Source organism: Streptomyces achromogenes subsp. achromogenes, from assembly GCF_000720835.1.
Lineage (GTDB): Bacteria > Actinomycetota > Actinomycetes > Streptomycetales > Streptomycetaceae > Streptomyces > Streptomyces achromogenes.
On sequence record NZ_JODT01000008.1, the window covers coordinates 198698 to 215888 of the forward strand.

The 17191-nt window shown below is 69.4% G+C and carries 16 protein-coding genes and 2 pseudogenes; 11 read left to right on the forward strand and 7 right to left on the reverse strand.

The window, feature by feature from the left end; all coding sequences use genetic code 11:
- Positions 1 to 63: 63 nt before the first annotated feature.
- Positions 64 to 531 (reverse strand): very short patch repair endonuclease, encoded by a 468-nt coding sequence (locus IH25_RS39270; protein ID WP_342447345.1) that lies wholly within the window; start codon positions 529 to 531, stop codon positions 64 to 66.
- A 314-nt stretch (positions 532 to 845) separates the two neighbouring features.
- A complete protein-coding gene (locus tag IH25_RS0110655; protein WP_030606490.1) occupies positions 846 to 2159 on the reverse strand; it encodes a DNA cytosine methyltransferase in 1314 nt (437 codons plus the stop codon).
- 120 nt (positions 2160 to 2279) lie between these two features.
- On the opposite strand from IH25_RS0110655, the gene IH25_RS0110660 reads away from it, so the two are divergent.
- The 10 genes and pseudogenes from IH25_RS0110660 to IH25_RS0110710 all read left to right on the forward strand — a co-directional run bounded on the left by IH25_RS0110660 (position 2280) and on the right by IH25_RS0110710 (position 11955).
- Complete coding sequence (locus tag IH25_RS0110660) at positions 2280 to 3119, forward strand: GIY-YIG nuclease family protein (protein WP_030606495.1); 840 nt, start codon at positions 2280 to 2282, stop codon at positions 3117 to 3119.
- Between the two features lie 464 nt (positions 3120 to 3583).
- Entirely contained in the window at positions 3584 to 4306 is a 723-nt protein-coding gene (locus tag IH25_RS0110670) for a hypothetical protein (protein ID WP_030606501.1), read from the forward strand.
- A gap of 354 nt (positions 4307 to 4660) precedes the next feature.
- Positions 4661 to 5518 (forward strand): hypothetical protein, encoded by an 858-nt coding sequence (locus IH25_RS0110675; RefSeq protein ID WP_030606504.1) that lies wholly within the window; start codon positions 4661 to 4663, stop codon positions 5516 to 5518.
- A gap of 271 nt (positions 5519 to 5789) precedes the next feature.
- On the forward strand, positions 5790 to 6548 hold the full coding sequence (locus IH25_RS42220; RefSeq protein WP_245172749.1) for a PDDEXK family nuclease: 759 nt from the start codon (positions 5790 to 5792) through the stop codon (positions 6546 to 6548).
- 50 nt (positions 6549 to 6598) lie between these two features.
- On the forward strand, positions 6599 to 7192 hold the full coding sequence (locus IH25_RS42225; protein ID WP_245172750.1) for an MGMT family protein: 594 nt from the start codon (positions 6599 to 6601) through the stop codon (positions 7190 to 7192).
- A 196-nt stretch (positions 7193 to 7388) separates the two neighbouring features.
- Positions 7389 to 8291, forward strand: a pseudogene (locus IH25_RS0110690) (non-reducing end alpha-L-arabinofuranosidase family hydrolase); the annotation flags it as partial.
- Between the two features lie 316 nt (positions 8292 to 8607).
- A complete protein-coding gene (locus IH25_RS0110695; RefSeq protein ID WP_030606514.1) occupies positions 8608 to 9123 on the forward strand; it encodes a toxin-antitoxin system HicB family antitoxin in 516 nt (171 codons plus the stop codon).
- 106 nt (positions 9124 to 9229) lie between these two features.
- Complete coding sequence (locus tag IH25_RS0110700) at positions 9230 to 10072, forward strand: DUF4097 family beta strand repeat-containing protein (protein ID WP_030606517.1); 843 nt, start codon at positions 9230 to 9232, stop codon at positions 10070 to 10072.
- A gap of 105 nt (positions 10073 to 10177) precedes the next feature.
- Positions 10178 to 11167, forward strand: a complete 990-nt coding sequence (locus IH25_RS0110705) for a daunorubicin resistance protein DrrA family ABC transporter ATP-binding protein (protein WP_030606520.1) — start codon at positions 10178 to 10180, stop codon at positions 11165 to 11167.
- The gene (locus tag IH25_RS0110710) at positions 11164 to 11955 is read left to right on the forward strand and encodes an ABC transporter permease (protein ID WP_030606523.1); all 792 of its coding nucleotides are present in this window, start codon (positions 11164 to 11166) and stop codon (positions 11953 to 11955) included. The genes IH25_RS0110705 and IH25_RS0110710 overlap by 4 nt, the downstream gene beginning before the upstream one ends.
- A gap of 462 nt (positions 11956 to 12417) precedes the next feature.
- Here the strand turns inward: IH25_RS0110710 and IH25_RS0110715 are convergent, their stop codons facing one another.
- From IH25_RS0110715 to IH25_RS0110730, 4 genes are all read right to left on the reverse strand, one after another.
- Positions 12418 to 12999 (reverse strand): hypothetical protein, encoded by a 582-nt coding sequence (locus IH25_RS0110715; RefSeq protein ID WP_030606526.1) that lies wholly within the window; start codon positions 12997 to 12999, stop codon positions 12418 to 12420.
- A gap of 28 nt (positions 13000 to 13027) precedes the next feature.
- Positions 13028 to 14491, reverse strand: a complete 1464-nt coding sequence (locus tag IH25_RS0110720) for a multicopper oxidase family protein (protein WP_245172751.1) — start codon at positions 14489 to 14491, stop codon at positions 13028 to 13030.
- 139 nt (positions 14492 to 14630) lie between these two features.
- Positions 14631 to 15110 (reverse strand): hypothetical protein, encoded by a 480-nt coding sequence (locus IH25_RS0110725; protein WP_051753870.1) that lies wholly within the window; start codon positions 15108 to 15110, stop codon positions 14631 to 14633.
- A 323-nt stretch (positions 15111 to 15433) separates the two neighbouring features.
- Positions 15434 to 16237: an SDR family oxidoreductase gene (locus tag IH25_RS0110730; RefSeq protein WP_051753871.1), complete on the reverse strand. Its 804-nt coding sequence runs from the start codon at positions 16235 to 16237 to the stop codon at positions 15434 to 15436.
- A gap of 82 nt (positions 16238 to 16319) precedes the next feature.
- Between IH25_RS0110730 and IH25_RS0110735 the strand changes: the two genes are divergently transcribed.
- Positions 16320 to 16838, forward strand: coding sequence for a MarR family winged helix-turn-helix transcriptional regulator (locus tag IH25_RS0110735; protein ID WP_030606538.1), 519 nt, complete (start codon positions 16320 to 16322; stop codon positions 16836 to 16838).
- A 30-nt stretch (positions 16839 to 16868) separates the two neighbouring features.
- Here IH25_RS0110735 and IH25_RS39275 read toward each other — a convergent pair.
- A pseudogene (locus IH25_RS39275) lies at positions 16869 to 17191 on the reverse strand (biotin/lipoyl-containing protein); the annotation flags it as partial.

Here is a 17191-nt window from a genome sequence, read left to right on the forward strand (position 1 = left end):
GCCGAGAGCGGACCGGGGGGCGTCGTCCACGTGACGAAGCCACCTCCACGTCCGCCTGAGGACTCAGGCGGCTGGACCAGGCGCACCTCGCACAATCCCGGCTACGCGAGCAGCAGCTTGCACTGGGTCCTCGTGCTCCCACACACGCACGACCGTCCACCCAGCCTCTCGCAGCAGCCGGTCCGTCTCCGCGTCCCTGGCCCGGTTACCCTCGATCTTCGCGCTCCAGAATCCGGCGTTCACGGTCGCGGGACGCAAGTGCTGCGGGCAGCCGTGCCAGTAACAGCCATCAACGAATACCGCGACTTTCGCCTTAGAAAAGACGATATCGGCCGTACGCCGCAGATCGGGTAGGGGCCGGGTCGCGACGCGGTAGCGAAGACCTTGTTGGTGGAGCAATGACCGTAGCCGCAGCTCAGGTTTAGTGTCCTTGTTCCGATTACCTCGCATTGAGGCCCGAACCGCAGACGAAGAAGCCCACGATCCCTCTGCGACCGGTTCCTCAGTAAGCAATCCCTTTTCCCGGGCCATCCTCCAGCCCTCGGCGAGGTTTTCGGCGCGGGTTTCGTGCTCGACTTGTCCGAGGTAGCGGGCTGGCGACTTCCCACTGTCAGACCAACGCAGGTACGCGCGAATACGTCGAGTACCCGGAAGGACCTTCAACTCCACAGAGGCCCGAGCAACTCGGCCCTGGCCGAGGTCTACCAATCGTCGATGGCGTCCGCCGGCGGCCCGGTCCTGTTCCGCCGCGACAGCCGTCCGGCTTCTGCTTGGGCGCCCTTTCCAAGCCCGGTCGGAGGGTAGAGCTTGGTTCCAGCCACTCTGCGCCCTTTTTGTGGGCCCAGTCACTTTTTACGCTCCTCCGCTTCATCCAACACAGAGGCTACAGCTCTCGCGAAGACTTCCCCAAGGGCAACGGGTACGGCATTGCCCAGTTGGCGCATCTTTTCCCCGCGGGGACCTTTCAGGATCCAGGAGTCGGGAAATGTCATGACTCGCGCCGTCTCCCGCACAGTCATGTACCGGTGCTTATACCTGACTCCGTCGGGGGCATCCCTGTCGGCGACCAACTCATCCAGGAGCATCACCGACTCACCACCCGGAACACCATGCACGCCAGCCTTTACGGTCTTCGCGGGGCGGTCGAGTTCGTTGGGCGTATGCCCATCGTAGATGCGAGCTCCGGGCCATCCGATGTGTTCCGTGAAGCCGCCAAGAAGGTGCTCGGTCCGATCCAACCACTCGTCAGGGACCTCAGGCAGAGGCTTGTTGTCGCCGATGCCCGCGATCGCGTCTCGCAGAGTGTGCCAGGGCCGCAGACCGTCGCCCATGGGCAGGGTCGCCGGGAGACGGGCCATGACCCGCTCTCGCACATGGTCAGGAACATCCGAATGCCGTTCCCAATAACCGCCGTCCGCCATGGACCGCATCAGGGCAGTCTCCGAGTGCGTCGGCTGAACGAGTCGCCTGAACAGTGCCAGGTCGACCTTCAGGTCCCGACGGAAGGCGACGATGATCACGCGGTTGCGGATCTGGGGAACCCCATAGTCCGCAGCATTGACCGGCATCATCACGATGTCGTAGCGCTCCGTCGGGTCATCAGGCTCCCGCTTGAGTCGTTCCAGCAGGTAAGCGTCGTGCTGCTGCCAGGTAGCCCCTTTTGCCCGCTCCTCGAAGGGGAGCTCCAACTCCCGCATAATATAGTCGAAATAGGGCTTAAAGGACGGCCTGAGCAAACCTCGCACGTTCTCGCAGATGACCGCCTTCGGGCGGATCTGGCGCACAGCCCTGAACATCTGCGGGAACATGTTCCGCTTGTCCTCGTCGCCCTTGGCGACACCACCGAGGCTGAACGGCTGACAGGGCGGCCCTCCAGCGAGCACGTCGACCCGGCCCGCCAGATACCTCATGTCCAGCTCTTGGACGTCCCCCGCGACAAGAGGGACCCTCTCCCCGGGGCCAGGCACAGCCGGCCTCTCACTGGCGGGCACCCGCACGGCAACGTTCGCCTCCAGGGTCTCGCACGCCCGCTTGGCGAACTCGTTGAAGAGCAGCGGACGGAAGCCCGCGCGGTGAACGGCCATGGCCAGACCGCCAGCGCCAGCGAACAGCTCAACGCCCGTGCGATCCCTCTTAGATCCTTCTTGCAGCTCAGCCATTCCAAAAGCATACCGCGGAGTTAGCGATCATCAAGCCATATCAGGGAGGAGGTTTCCTGTCATGGCAGGGGCACCGATAGGGTCTGCGGGGGATCAGGTCGACCAAGGGGAGCGGGACGGATGGCGCCGGTGGTGAGCCCCGACGATGGCACGCAGTACCACAAGGACTTCACTCTCAGCATCACGAAGGCGCTCGGTGACCAGCTGGCAGCGGCTCTGGACGGGCTAGACAGGGCCCCCCTGACGGACCGGAGCATCGCGGCCCTCAAGGAAAAGCCCGGCGTCTACCAGCTCTACTTGAACGGCAGCTTCGTCTACGTCGGCAAGGCTGATAGGTCGTTGCCCGCGCGGCTCCGCAACCATAAGCGCAAGATCTCGGGGCGTCGGAGGATTTCGCTCGACGAGATGGCCTTCTCCTGTCTCTACGTGGCCGAAGACTTCTCGGCACTCGCCCCCGAACAGCTCCTGATCAGCCACCACAAGGGCATGGGAGACATTCCCTGGAACAACAACGGGTTCGGCAATAAGGACCCCGGGCGCCAGCGGGACAGCACCGTACTAAAGCGGAATCACTTTGACGTGCTATTCCCCATCGACCTCGACCGACCGGTCGAGGGCCTACGAGCCGGGGAAACGACACTGCAGGAGCTCCTGGAAGCGGTTAAGGTCGGTTTGCCCTACAACTTCCGCTATGGGAAGCATGACGGCTTCAAGAGTCGATATGTGACTGTCCCCTCGGAGTCAATGACCGCTGACCAGGTCTTCCAACTGATCTCCGCGGAGATACCGGACCAGTGGCAGATCACCGCTCTCATGGGATACGTGATCATGTATGACGACAGTCCTCGAACTTACAAGAGCGCCTGGCGGTACTACCGCGGTGGTCAGCGCATCGAGGACGTACCCGAGGCGGATCCAGCGGGTTTCGTAGAAACCGACCCGCCCATGGTCGGCGAGTGAGCTGACGAGGCATCTCTCCCTCGCGGAAGCACCCAAGTGCTACCAGGTCGTGAGGGTGACACGACGACGGCCGCACCCAGGGTGGCAGACTGGCGGAATGATTAGGGAGCCAGCCGAAACGGTCGTGTCCGAAGCCGGTGCCGTTGAGATCCCCTTGGGCGTACTCGCCGAGGCCGGCTTGGATCCGGGAACCGCCGTCGTTGTGTACAGCGACGGTGACGGACGAGTTGTAATCCGCCGTCAGAGCGACGCCCTCGACGACATCCTGGAGCACGGAACCCTGTAGCCCAATAACGGAGAAGCGGTGACACCGTCGGCTGGCGACCCAAACCAGGTGACGTCCGCCGTCCAGCCAGCCAACGGAGGCTGCCAGGACCCCGCACTTGAGCCTTGGGGAAAGTGAGCGTTTGTCAGTGCCCGCGCGTAGCGTGAGCCCTGTCCGGCCCGAGAAGCAGGGAGCAGGGATGTTCGATCGCGACGTGAACTTTCCATGCGCTGTCGCCAGCTATGACGCCGAAGGTGTGGACGCGGCAGTCGACTGGTGCTACGAGCACATGGAGGACGGCGACAGACTCACTGTCTGGACCAGCCTCAGGTCCAACCTGAGGAACTGCTCCGAATTGGAACAGCTTGTGGCCCGGCACCCCAACGTCGAGCACGTTACCGGCCGGGGCGGTGGGTCCGTCCGTGGAAACGGTCCAGTACTCATGGCCTGGCCAGACATGACGGACATCGGCAAATTGGTTCAGCACGGTGGCAGCCGCATTCGCGCGCTTTGCGTGATCACGTGGAACGAAGACGAGATCCGGCCGTGGGTGACAGCCGTCAGGCCATCAATCCTTGGCGACGGTTCGGCGTGGGAAGACTTGACGCCGGCACTCGACCCGATCGTCGTCGAAGCGCTGAAGAGCCTAACGCTGACCGTCAACCACAACAACACGATCTCTGCCGGCCGCGATAAGGACGTGGTCGTGAGCAGTCTTCTGGCTCTGCACGACGCCGGCATCCGGATGGACGGTGAAGCCATGCAGGGGTGGGCTCTCGCGCATGGGTGGTCGGGCGAGAACCCAGAGCGTCTCGCCAAGTACGTGAGGGACATCAACGCGGGGAAGCGTCCGCGATGCCGCCACATTCTCCGTCCCGACTACATTGACGACCTTCGGCGTCGCGCCACGGGCAACGCGTAGGCACGGGGGTCGCCCCGCCCTGGCGCCAGGGCTACCCCCCTGCCTGGGAGCCATCTGGGAGCCAACCCGCTCCCCGAACCCCTTCCAGGCCACCCGACACCAACCGATCCCACCCATCTGACCTGCGGAAATGCCGTCGCTGCTGGCAGTCTCCCCAACCGAACCTCATTCGGGACGAAGAGGTCGTGGGTTCAAATCCCGCCACCCCGACGCCGTAGTACCAGGTCAGGGGCCTGATCCAGTTAGTGGATCAGGCCCCTGAGTGGTTTCCGCAGACGAGCCCGGAGTCGGACCGTAATCGTTGGTGCCTCCTGTTGGACTACCTCTCGCTGCCCCGCTGCTACGGTCGCGTGTATGACGCTCTCGGTCTGCACGAGTCAGGCTGTTGACCTACGCGAACAGCCGGTTGACGAGGTTCTGGATCGCGTCGCGCGGTCTCTGCAGGTGCGATTCCTCCCGGGTACGGTGGTACGCAAGCGCCGGTCCGTGGGAGCCCGGACAGACCGCGAGACCTGGGTCCGCATCGAGCGACGCCTGCTCGGCAAGATCACCGATCAAGGATGGAACGGCGCGGAATGCGCCGCCCGCTTGGATGGCGTCGCCCAGCCGACATGGCGGGGGTGCGTCGTCTGGCGGGACACGAACGAACCGGTCATGTGGCGAGCCGACGAAACCGACCTCCTGCCGGCCGCGCCCGTCGGAAACGCCATTCTGAGCGAGGCCCCGGAACTCCCGGACGAGTGGTGGGATGGGTTGAACGCCTCTCTGGACGCGCTGGCAGCGCACCAGACGAGGCGAGTCGCCACCCCTGACACCGAGACCATCACCCAGGCGTCGGTCACCGAGTCCATCCGAGCTGTCTTCTCCGGCGACTTCGATACGACCGTCCAGCGTTGGGTGCCGGCCCACGCCGACCTGAACTGGGCCAACGTGACGGCGCCGGTGTTCAGTCTCTTCGACTGGGAGGACTGGGGGAACGCCCCACAGGGGCTGGATTCCGCCTCCCTGTGGAGGAGCTCGCTCGCCGTCCCGTCTCTGGCCGATCGTGTACGGCAGGAGCGTCGGCGGGACTTCGAGAGCCGGGACGGCAAGCTGATGACGCTGTTCGTCTGCTCCAAGATCCTGGGGCCGTACGCGCACCCGGAGGATCCCCGGTTGGAGCCCGCGCGGCGCATGGCCGGGCAGGTCATCGAGGAGCTTCAGGAGGACTGATCACCCGAGCGGTCGCGGAGGAGCCTTCGGTATTCCTGCACGGTCCGCTCCTCCACCTGGCCCGCCAGCGCTCCAACAAGTTCCCCCAGGTGGTTCGGTTCGTCGGTGCCCACGGCGATGGAGCCGACCCGCGGGAGGTGATAAGCGGTTCTGAACGCTGCCTGCACGCGGGAGAGCCGGCCGCCGTCCTGAAGGATGAGTGTGTCGGGAGTCGTGCTCGCCGTAGGCTCTGATCGCTCGGCTTGTGGCGTCGGGTGGAGGAGGGGGCAGGGTGGATCATCTCTTCACGGTTTCGGGGGCGACCGCGATGCCGGTCTCACCGACCGGGCTGGCCGCGGAGGGGTTGCTCGAGCGGCGGCACCTTCAGGAGTGGGTGATCGGCAATCCGCAGATCCTGGGCGAGTCGGTGCTGGTGATCACCGCGGAGTTCGACCGGTGGGCCGACACGGACGGGATACCGGCGCGGGACCGGCTGGACGTGCTGGGGCTGGATGCCACGGGCCGCCTCGTGGTGGTCGAGCTGAAGCGGGGGACCGCCGACCGGGACGTCCACCTTCAGGCGATCACGTACGCCGCGCTGGTGTCCCGCTTCGACCTCGGCACCCTGGCCCAGGCACACCGTGACTTCCTCGCCGGCCGAGGGCAGGACGTCGGCCTGGAGGCGTGCAGGCAGCGACTCCTCGACCACGTCGACGGGGAGTGGAGCCCGGAACTGCTTCAGCGCCCCCGGCAGGTCATCATCGCCGCCGGCTTCCCCAAGCAGGTGACCCACACCGTCGTGTGGCTGTCGGAGATGAACCTGGACATCGACCTCGTCCAGGTCGGCCTGTGGAAAGTTGAAGGGCACCTGGTCGCCGGCTTCACCAAGGTCTACCCGACGCCGGAGGTCGAGGAGTTCACCCTCGCGCCGGCCCGGGACGAGGCGAAAGCCGCCGCCAAGAAGCTGGAGGAGCGCTCGCGGGCCCGCAATGCGGTCCACATACTCGTCGAGACGCCGGGCTGCTGCCGGACGGAACCAGGCTGCGGCTGACGCCACGGCACGGCACGACCGAGTCCATCCGCGAGGCGATCGTCGACTGGGTGGGCGAGGATCCCAGCCGCGCGACAGCGACCTGGAGCAACAACACCGCCAAGCCCCTGATCTGGGACGGCGACGGCACGTCGTACTCGGCGAGCGGACTGGCCGAGCACGTGTTCACCGCCGTCACCGGCAGGAAGGCCGACGGTATCCAGGGCACGACCTGGTGGGACGTCGACACAGGCCACGTCCCGGACAGCGTCGACCCGGACGAGTGGGCGACACTGGCGGGGACCGATCTCGCGTCCCTGGCCAGGCGGCTGCGCGGCGCGGGAAAGGACTGGACGAGCCTGCACACGCTGCTGAGAGCCGTTCCTCCCGGACGCTGGACCACGTACGGCGACGTGGCCACCGTCATCGGCAGCCACGCCCAACCCGTCGGCACCCACCTGGCCACCTGCGACCGGTGCCCCAGTCCCTGGCGGGTCCTCAACGCCGCTGGACGTGTCAGCTCCAACTTCCGCTGGGCCGACCCGACGCGTACGGACACCCCGGCGGACATCCTGGCCGCCGAGGGAGTCCGCTTCGACGGAGACACCGCCGCACGGGAAGCGCGTCTGTCGCTGGACGAACTCCAGCGTCTCCTCGACGGCTGACGTCTGCCGATGGCGTCGCCCGGTCGACATGGCGCCGGTGCGTGGTCCGGCGCCGGCGCGATGCGCTCCGAGAACAGTGCTTGAGGTATTGACGCTGTTCTCCGGTTCTCTCATCATCCAGCTTGCTCGACTCTTCGACCCTTGTTCGATATAGCGAACACGCCGGGATCGCCGGCTCATGGATGACGAGGTTCCCATGCACTTAGGAAAGTTCAGCCGCGGGCGTCTGCCCGCGGTGTTCGCCGCCGTGATCGCGGCCCTGGCCTCCTTGGCGGCGCTGCTCGTCGCCGGCCCGGCTCAGGCGGCCACCAGTGGCACCGTGCGCGGCGTCGGTTCCGGCCGGTGTCCCGACGTGCCGGACGCCGGCCAGGCCGACGGCACGAATTCGTCGGTCCGGGACTGCCACGGCGGAGCCAACCAGCCGCCCTCCGGCGCGGACAGGTCGGCTTGTGCGCTTCCCTCGGCCTACCGGTGGACGTCGACCGGTGCGCTGGCGCAGCCGGCGTACGGGTGGACCTCGCTGAAGGACTTCACCACCGTGACGTACAACGGCAAGCACCTGGTGTACGGCTCGAACGTGTCGGGCGGGACGTCGTACGGCTCGATGGCGTTCCGTCCCTTCACCAACTGGCCGGACATGGCTACGGCCGGGCAGACCGGGATGAGCCAGTCCGCGGTGGCGCCCACGCTGTTCTACTTCGCGCCCAAGAAGATCTGGGTGCTGGCCTCCCAGTGGGGTGCCTCGCCCTTCATCTACCGCACGTCGAGCGACCCCACCGACCCCGACGGCTGGTCCGCCCCGCAGCCGCTGTTCACCGGCGGCATCCCCGACAGCGCCCCGCTCGACCAGACCCTGATCGCCGACGAGAAGAACATGTACCTGTTCTTCGCCGGTGACAACGGCAAGATCTACCGGGCGAGCATGCCGATCGGGAACTTCCTGGGGGCGAACGGGCGCTACTTCCGCTCCTTCACCGCCTCCAGCCTGAGCGGGTCCTGGACCCCGCAGGCCGCCACCGAGAGCAACCCCTTCGCGGGCAAGGCCAACAGCGGCGCCGGCTGGACCAACGACATCAGCCCGCTGACCCGCGCCGACCCATGTGCTCGCCGTCGCTAGGCGGGTGTGGTCCGCCGACACCTTGAGTCACCGCCTTCCGCAGCCCCAGCCGTGCGTCGGCTGGGGCTGCCGTGCGCTTGGCGCCATGGTGGCGTCAGGTAGTGCCAGATGGTGTCACCGTGGCGCCGCGTTGTGGCGGCGCGCCACCCCATAGGGCGGATTGGCGTCGATGCCGAGATTTCTCGGAGCATTCCGCAACGGGGCTGACCTGGGGATATCCGGAGGACCCGGCATGCGTGGCACCCCTCGTGGTGCCACGGGGTTGCCCATGGCACCACGATGGTGCCATGATGGCGTCATGGACCTCACGCCCTACGTCGAAACCCTTCGCCGCGAACTCGCGGTGGCCGCCGAAGCCGGCGGGGAGAATGCCCGGGAGTTGGCCGAGCGGCTGACCGCTCCGCTGGAGTCGGCGGCTCGGCTGACCATGCTGAACGTGCTGTCCGCCGCCATGGACGAAGTCACCCGGGAGCTCGCCCCGGGGTCGGTGGACGTGCGGCTGCGCGGGCTCGACCCGGAATTCGTGGTGGCGCTGCCGGCCGTCGACGCCGGGGGCCCCGCGGAGGCGGCGGCCGTGCCCGTCGAGACCTTCAAGGCGCCGGCCGAAGGGGACGAGGGCGGGACCGCCCGCGTCAATCTGCGGCTGCCCGCCCAGCTCAAGGCGCGGGCCGAGGAGGCCGCGAGCCGCGAGGGGCTGTCGGTCAACGCCTGGCTGGTGCGGGCCGTGTCGGCCGCGGTGGACGGTGGCGCACGGCCGCGTACGCCGGAGAAGACCCAGACCGTCGGGCAGCGCTTCACGGGCTGGGTGCGCTAACCGGGCCCCACCCGCTCCCCTTCACCTCGCTCCACTTCACCTCACTTCACTCACACCACGTCCCACCTGCGGGGACGTTCCCAAGACCCACGAGGACGGGACAGCCATGCCTTCTTTCGACACTCCCGAACCGATCTCGGTCACCGCGCGGGTGGACGCCGGGTCCATCCAGTTCACCGCGAGCGACCGCCCCGACACCGTGGTGGAGGTGCGGCCCCGCAACCCGAAGAAGGACCTGGACGTACGGACGGCCGACCAGACCGAGGTCTCCTGCGCGAGTGGCACGCTGACCATCCGGACGCCCAAGTCCAACCTGTTCGGCCGCACCGGCGTCGTGGACGTGACGGTCGAGCTGCCCGCCGGCTCCCGCGTCGACATGACCGGGGCCTGGACCCAGGTGCTCGGCGAGGGCCGGCTCGGTGAGGTGCGGGTGAAGACCTCGTCCGGCGATGTCCGCCTGGACGCGACCGGCCCGCTGGAGCTGACCGCCTCGCACGGCTCGATCACCGTGGACCGGGTCGAGGGGCGGGCCGAGATCAGCACCAGCACCGGCAGTCTGCGGGTCGGCCTCCTCGACGGCCCGGCCGTGCTGAAGAACTCGCACGGCGGCACGACCGTCGACGTCGCGACCGGCGCACTGCGGGTGAGCAACGCCAACGGCGACATCGAGGTGCGGCGCGCGGAGGACTCGGTCACCGCCACCACCGCCCACGGCACCGTGCGCGTGGGGGACGTGGCCCGCGGCAGCGTCCAGCTGGAGACCTCCTACGGCGCCATCGACCTCGGCATCCGCGAGGGCACGGCCGCCTGGCTCGACGTCAGCTCCGGCGCCGGGCAGGTGCGCAACACGCTCACCGCCTCCGGCGCCCCGGACACGGCCGAGGACACCGTCCAGGTCCGCGCCCGCACCCGCTACGGCAACATCGACATCCGCCGCGCCCGGAGCTGAGCACCGGGCCACGGGCCCGCCGGCCTCCCCGCTCGCCGCCGCCACACCTCCGCTTCCCCCTTACTTACCCGACTCGAACGGGAGGGCTCCACCGCCATGCCTGTCATGCCCACGTCCAATCCCACGTCCCACACCGGGCGGTCCGCCGCCGCCATCTCCGCCACCGGGCTGCGCAAGTCCTACGGCGACAAGACCGTCCTGGACGGCATCGATCTGCACATCCCCGCCGGCTCCGTGTTCGCGCTGCTCGGGCCGAACGGCGCCGGCAAGACCACCACCGTGAAGATCCTCTCCACGCTCGTCACCGCCGACGCCGGGCAGGCCACGGTCGCGGGCCACGATCTCGCCGCCGAAGCACAGGCCGTGCGCGCCGCGATCGGGGTCACCGGGCAGTTCTCCGCCGTCGACGGCCTGATCACCGGCGAGGAGAACATGCTCCTCATGGCCGACCTGCACCACCTGCCCAAGCGCGAGGGGCGGCGGGTGGCCACCGAGCTGCTGGAGCGGTTCGGACTGGCCGAGGCCGCCAAGAAGCCCGCCCAGAGCTACTCCGGCGGCATGAAGCGCCGCCTGGACATCGCCATGACCCTCGTCGGCGCCCCGCGGATCATCTTCCTCGACGAGCCGACCACCGGCCTCGACCCGCGCTCCCGGCACACCATGTGGCAGATCGTCCGCGAGCTGGTCGCGGACGGCGTCACCGTCTTCCTCACCACGCAGTACCTGGAGGAGGCCGACCAGCTCGCCGACCGCATCGCCGTGCTCAACGGCGGGAAGATCGCCGCCGAGGGCACCGCCGACCAGCTCAAGCGCCTGGTCCCCGGCGGCCATGTACGGCTCCGCTTCTCCGACCCGTCCGCGTACCGGTCCGCCGCCTCCGCGCTGCGCGAGGCCACACCGGACGACGAGGCCCTGGCGCTGCGCATCCCCAGCGACGGCAGCCAGCGCGAACTGCGCTCCCTGCTCGACTGGCTGGAGGCCGCCGGGGTCGAGGCGGACGAGCTGACCGTGCACACCCCCGACCTCGACGACGTGTTCTTCGCCCTCACCGCCGGCGCCGAGAAGCCGGCCCTGTCCACGGAGGATGTCCGATGAGCTCCCTGTCCCTCGCCGTGCGCGACTCCTCGACGATGCTGCGCCGCAATCTGCTGCACGCCCGCCGCTACCCGTCGCTGACGCTGAACCTGCTGCTCTCGCCGGTCGTCCTGCTGCTGCTCTTCGTCTACATCTTCGGTGACGTGATGAGCGCGGGCATCGGCGACGGCGGGACGGGCCGGTCCGCGTACCTCGCCTATCTCGTCCCGGGCATCCTGCTGATGACCATCGGCGGCACCACGATCGGCAGCGCCGTGTCCGTGGCCACCGACATGACCGAGGGCATCATCGCCCGCTTCCGCACGATGGCGATCCACCGCGGGTCGGTGCTCGTCGGGCATGTCGTCGGCAGCGTGCTCCAGTGCGTGATGAGCGTGGTGCTCGTGGGGGCCGTCGCGGTGGCCATCGGATTCCGGGCCACGGACGCCACCGCCCTGGACTGGCTCCTGGCCGTCGGCCTGCTGACGCTCGTCTCCGTGGCGCTCACCTGGATCGCGGTCGGCATGGGCCTGTCCAGCCCGAACGCCGAGGCGGCCAGCAACAACGCCCTGCCGCTGATGGTGCTGCCGCTGCTGTCCAGCGCGTTCGTGCCGGTCGACGCGATGCCGGGCTGGTTCCAGCCGATCGCCGAGTACCAGCCGTTCACGCCGGCCATCGAGACCCTGCGCGGACTGCTGCTCGGCACCGAGATCGGCAACAACGGGTGGCTGGCCGTCGCCTGGTGCGTCGGACTGGCGGTGCTCGGCTACGTCTGGTCCACCTCGCTCTTCACCCGCGAACCGAAGTAGCGGCCACCCCGCTGACGCGTCCCGCTCCGGGGCGGTGTACGTCCGGCACCACGCCGGCGCACACCGCCCCGGAGCCGTTGCGCGCGGCCCCGGGTGACCGTGCCGACTCGCCGTCAAGGAGCCGTACACGCGCGTCAGGGATGTGTCAGGGGTCCCCGTTCCGGCTTGCCCGGGGTGCGCGGGACGGCTTCGATGGACGACGTGAACAGCGCCCGGCTCCTCCCCGGCCGGCCGCCGGGTCCCGCTCGCGGGCCGAGTCCGCTCGGCCGTCGAGTCCCGCCCGGCCGCCGCGCCATGAGCCGGCGCTGACCGGAAGCGCCCGCACCGGGCGGACGCCGTGTCCCGTCGGCGCGGCGCGTCCGCCGGTGTCGCGTCCCGCCGACGCCGGCTTCCGTGGCCCGAGGGGCGCCGAGCGGCTCCGGCGCCCCTCGGCCTCCCCTCGGCCTCTTCTCGCGGTGCCCGTCAGGCGGTCTTGGTGCCCGTCATGACGATGGTCACCGTCTCGGTCCCGCCGTCGTCGTAGACGCGCTTCGTCAGACCGCAGGCGGAGAAACCGGTCGACGAGGTGAGGACGCCGTCCAGCTCGACGTAGGCCGTTCCGGTGCGCGTGCCCGGCAGCGGGTGGGTGAACTCGTAGTGGAGTGTGCCGCCGTAGCCGCTGTGCCACTCGCCGGTGCCGATGAACACCGGCTTGCCGTCGGGGCCGGGGTGCGCCTCCAGCCGCAGGGTGTGGTCGGCGTAGAAGAAGAGGGTGCCCGTCGAGGCCGGGTGGTCGGACTCCTGGGTCGTCACCGACCAGGTGCCCACCGGGGAGGGAACGGTGGTGGCCGTCGCGGCCGGGGTGGCCGTCCCGGGTGTCGTGGCCGTCACGGACTCCGTCGCCGGCGCGGACTTCGCCGTCGTCGCGGTCGGGGCGGCGGTCAGGGCCAGCGCGGGCTGCGGTGCGGCCACGGCCAGCGTCAGGAACCCGGCGGCCAGGGCCACGCCCACGGCGCGGCGCGCGGTCGGTCCGCCGATGGTGGTGGTGCTCTGCTTCTTGCGCATTGCGTACGTCCTTCCGGATCGTTTTCCGTTACACCACGCGGAAATTCGCCATCATCGCCATGTCCTCGTGTTCGAGGTTGTGGCAGTGGAGCATGTAGCGCCCCCGGTATCCGTCGAACCGCGCGAGGATCTCCACGACCTCGTACGGGCGCAGGTCGACCGTGTCCTTCCAGCCGCGGTCGCCCGCGTCGGGGGCTCCGCCGGCTCGTGACAGCACCTGGAAGTGCGCCAGGTGCAGATGGACGGGGTGGTGGAAGTCGCTGGTCAGCCGCCATCGTTCGACGGTGCCCAGGCGGGGTGTCGCCCAGGTGCGCGCCGGGTCGAAGGGATGGCCGTTGACGGTCCACATGTCGTCCGAGCCGAGCCGGAAGTCGAAGTGCCGGGTGGTCACGGCCTGTTCCGCGCGCAGCGTCTCGGGCCGTGACAGGCGGGTGGGGATCCTGCTGTCGTCGCGGCCACGCCCCCGGCTGGTGACGTGGAACCGCATCACGTCGCGCATCGCCCCGTCCGCCAGGGTGTTGACGAGCGTGACGGTGGTGTCCGGCGCGCAGCCGGAGAGGTCGACGACGACGTCGTAGCGCTCGGCCGGGGCCATGGTGAGCGAGTGGAGGGTCTGCGGGCGGGCCAGCAGACCCTGGTCGCTGCCGACCTGGACGAAGGGCAGGCGGCGGCCGTCGGAGGTGGTGAGCGCCAGCCGGTAGCGGCGCGCGTTGGCCGCGTTCAGCAGCCGCAGCCGGTAGCGGGCCGCGCTCACTTCCAGGTACGGCCAGGGGCGGCCGTTGACCAGTTGTACGTCGCCGAGCACGCCGTCCATGTAGCCGGACCGGACGCCGGGGGTGCGGGTGAGGGTGGGGTCGAGCGACGGGTAGCGGAAGGCGCCGTCGGCGTCGAAGGAGCGGTCGCAGAGCAGCAGCGGGATGTCGCGGTCGCCCTTCGGCAGCGGCAGCGCGTCCTCCTCGTCGTCGTCCACGAGGAAGAACCCGGCGAGCCCGCGCCAGACCTGCGGGCCGCTGAAGTCCATGCGGTGGTCGTGGTACCAGAGGGTGGCGGCCCGCTGCTGGAGCGGGTACGTGTAGGTGCGCGTGCCGGTGGCGGATTCGCCCTCGGACATCGTGCCGCCGTGCGTGCCCGCCATCCCCCGCATGGGGTGCGCGGAGTCCGCGCGGTGCCCCGCCGGGTGCAGCAGGTCGGTGGGGTAGCCGTCGGAGCCGGGCGGGGTGACACCGCCGTGCAGATGGGTCGCGGTCGGCGTGGGGAGGGTGTTGGTCATCCGGAGCCGGACGGGGCGGCCGGAGCGGGCGCGGAAGGTCGGGCCGGGGAAGGTGCCGTCGTACGACCAGATCTCGGTGCGGGTGCCGGGCAGGATCTCCACGGAGGCGCGCCGCTGGGTCACCTCGTACACGTCCGTGCCGTGCGTGCCGTGCGTGCCGTGCGTGGGCTCCGCCACGGCGGGCACGGTCAGCGGCAGGGTGAACGGGCGGGGCAGTTCCACCTCCGGGTCGCTGGCGAGCAGGACACCGGTCGAGGGGCGGTCCGTGCCGCAACCGGCCAGCCCGCCGAGCGCAACCGCGCCGGCGCCGCCAGCCGCAGGAAGCCGCGGCGGGAGGGGGCGGATGCGGGTACGGGGGCGGTCATCGGTGCAGCGCCTTGAGCGTCCGGACGGGCAGGGTGAGGGTGAACGCCCAGACCGTCATCGTGCACGCGCCGCCGAACAGGGCGACACCGAGCGGGATGTGCAGCAGCAGGTCGCGTGAGTACCCGGCGATCTGCTGGACGACGATCAGCACGAGGAGGACGGCGCCGAGGACCGTGGGCCAGACCCGGTTCGCGCGCACCCTCCAGGCGACGGTGGCGGCGACCGTCTCGGCCACGAGCATCATCGTGAGAACGTGCGCGTTGACGTCGTGGGCGGTGAGCAGCCCCACGTCGCCGTTGACGAACAGCCCGGCCAGCGCGGCCTGCACGAGGGTGTTGACGGTGAACAGCACGGAGACGACCCGGTAGGCGATCACCGGCCGGTGCGCCCAGCGGGCCGGTGGCCGGTCGTCGGCCGGACCGGGACGCCGTACGTCCCCGGGGCCGGATCCGCCCGAGTCGGAGGTGGGGGGCACGGCTTGGGCCGCGGCTTCTGAGGAGGATCGCTGCATCACGGATTCCGGTGCGGTACGGGCGAGGGGTGGGGGGAGAGAAGCACGCCAGGGCACGCGGGCCGAGAGCGCCGTACGGGCCCGCACGGCGCGTGAGCGGCGCGGGCGTAGGGGCGCGCACGGCGCGCAGCCGGTCCCCGTTATGCGAGCGCGCGCGGCGCGTATGCACGGGAGTGGCACGCGGCCGCGCGCGGCGCGAAAACGTCACGGGCGTACGGGCGTACGGGCGTACGGGCGTACGGGCGTACGGGCGTGAACGGCGCGCAAGCCGGAGTGGCGCGCCGGTGTCAGTGCCCGCGGACGCGGGACAGGTTCAGCGGGTAGTTGAGGCCGCCGGTCACGGGCAGGGTCGCCCCGTTGATCCACTCGGACTCGGGGCGGGCCAGCAGGGACACGGCATTGGCGATGTCCTGCGGGGTGCCGAGCCGTCCGGCCGGCGTCGCGTTGGCCAGCGCGTCGCGCGCCGGCTGCGGGACCACGGAGGAGGCGTCCGTGAGGACAAAGCCCAGGGCCAGGCCGTTGACGGTGACGCCACCGGCGCCGAACTCGTCGGCCGCGTAGCGCACATAGCCCTCCAGCGCGGCCTTCGTCACGCCGTGCGCGGCGAGACCGGGCGCGGTCGGACCCCAGGACGAGCCGCTGGAGATGACGACAAGCCGCCCGTACCCCCGCTCGCACATCGCGGGCACGAAGGCGGTGGTGAGCCGGTGCAGCAGGACGACGTCGTTGCGGACCTTGTCGCCGAGCGCGGTCGGGTCCATGTCGGACAGCGGCACGCGCGGGTACGAGGCGCACGCGTTGTTGACGACGATGTCGAGGTGGTCCACCCGCTCCCGCACGGCGGTGACCAGTTCCTCGGCGCCGTCGGCCGCGTCCAGGTCCGCCCGGAGTAACGTGGCCTTTACACCTTTTTCCTCACACGTGGCCGCCACGGCCTCTGCCTCGGCCAGCGAACTTCGGTACGTGAGCACGACGTCGGCCCCGAGCCCGGCGAGAGTGGTGGCCGTCGCGGCCCCGATCCCCCGGCTGCCGCCTGTCACCAGCGCGATCCTGCCCTCCAGCGGGCCGGATGCGGAGACGCTACGAGTCATCGGCAAGGCACCTTCCTTCGACTGCGTCGCTTCCTGGTAGTTAAACGACCAGGAAGATAATGGCAGCAGCTAGGGTAGACCCATGGGTGATCGCCAGCAAGCCGTCGATCGCGTCGACGTGATCATGAAGCAAGTCGCGCAGGTCTCCACGGCACCCGACCTGACGTCCAAGGAACTCTGCCAGCGGATTCAACGCGTCGCCCATCATCTGGAGACCCGGCTCCGCCGCGAACTGGCCGTCTTCGGCATCGAACCCTGGGAGATCGAGCTGCTCGCCTCCCTGCGCCGGGTCGGACCGCCGCACCAGGTGACCGCCGGTTCGCTGCAGGACATCATGCAGCTGACCACCGGCGCGGTCACCAAGCGCGTGGCCGCCCTGGAGAAGAAGGGGTGGGTGCGCCGGGAGGTCGACGCCGGTGACCGCCGCCAGGTGCTGGTCTGCCTCACGGACGAGGGGGAGCAGCGGGCGCTCGAAGTCTTCGGCACCAAGACGGAGACGGAGGCGCGGGTGCTGTCCGCCCTCGACCTCGCCACCCAGCAGCGGCTCAACGACGATCTGCGCACGCTCCTGATCGACCTGGAGGGAGCGGTACCCAACTGACCGCTCCCCCGCGCCTCGGCCTCGGTCCCGTCAGTCCTTGATCTCGCAGATGGGGGCGCCGGAGGTGAGGGAGGCGCCGACTTCGGCGGTCAGGCCCTTGATGGTGCCGGTCTTGTGGGCGTTGAGGGGCTGTTCCATCTTCATGGCTTCCAGGACGACGATCAGGTCGCCTTCCTTGACCTCCTGGCCCTCTGTCGCCGGAGGCGACGGGGCCGGACTTCTTCGCCGCGCGCCGCTTGGGCTTGGCCCCGGCCGCGAGGCCGGTGCGGGCCAGGCTCATGCCCAGCGACGAGGGGAGGGAGACTTCCAGGCGCTTGCCGCCGACCTCGACCACGACGGTCTCGCGGCCCGTG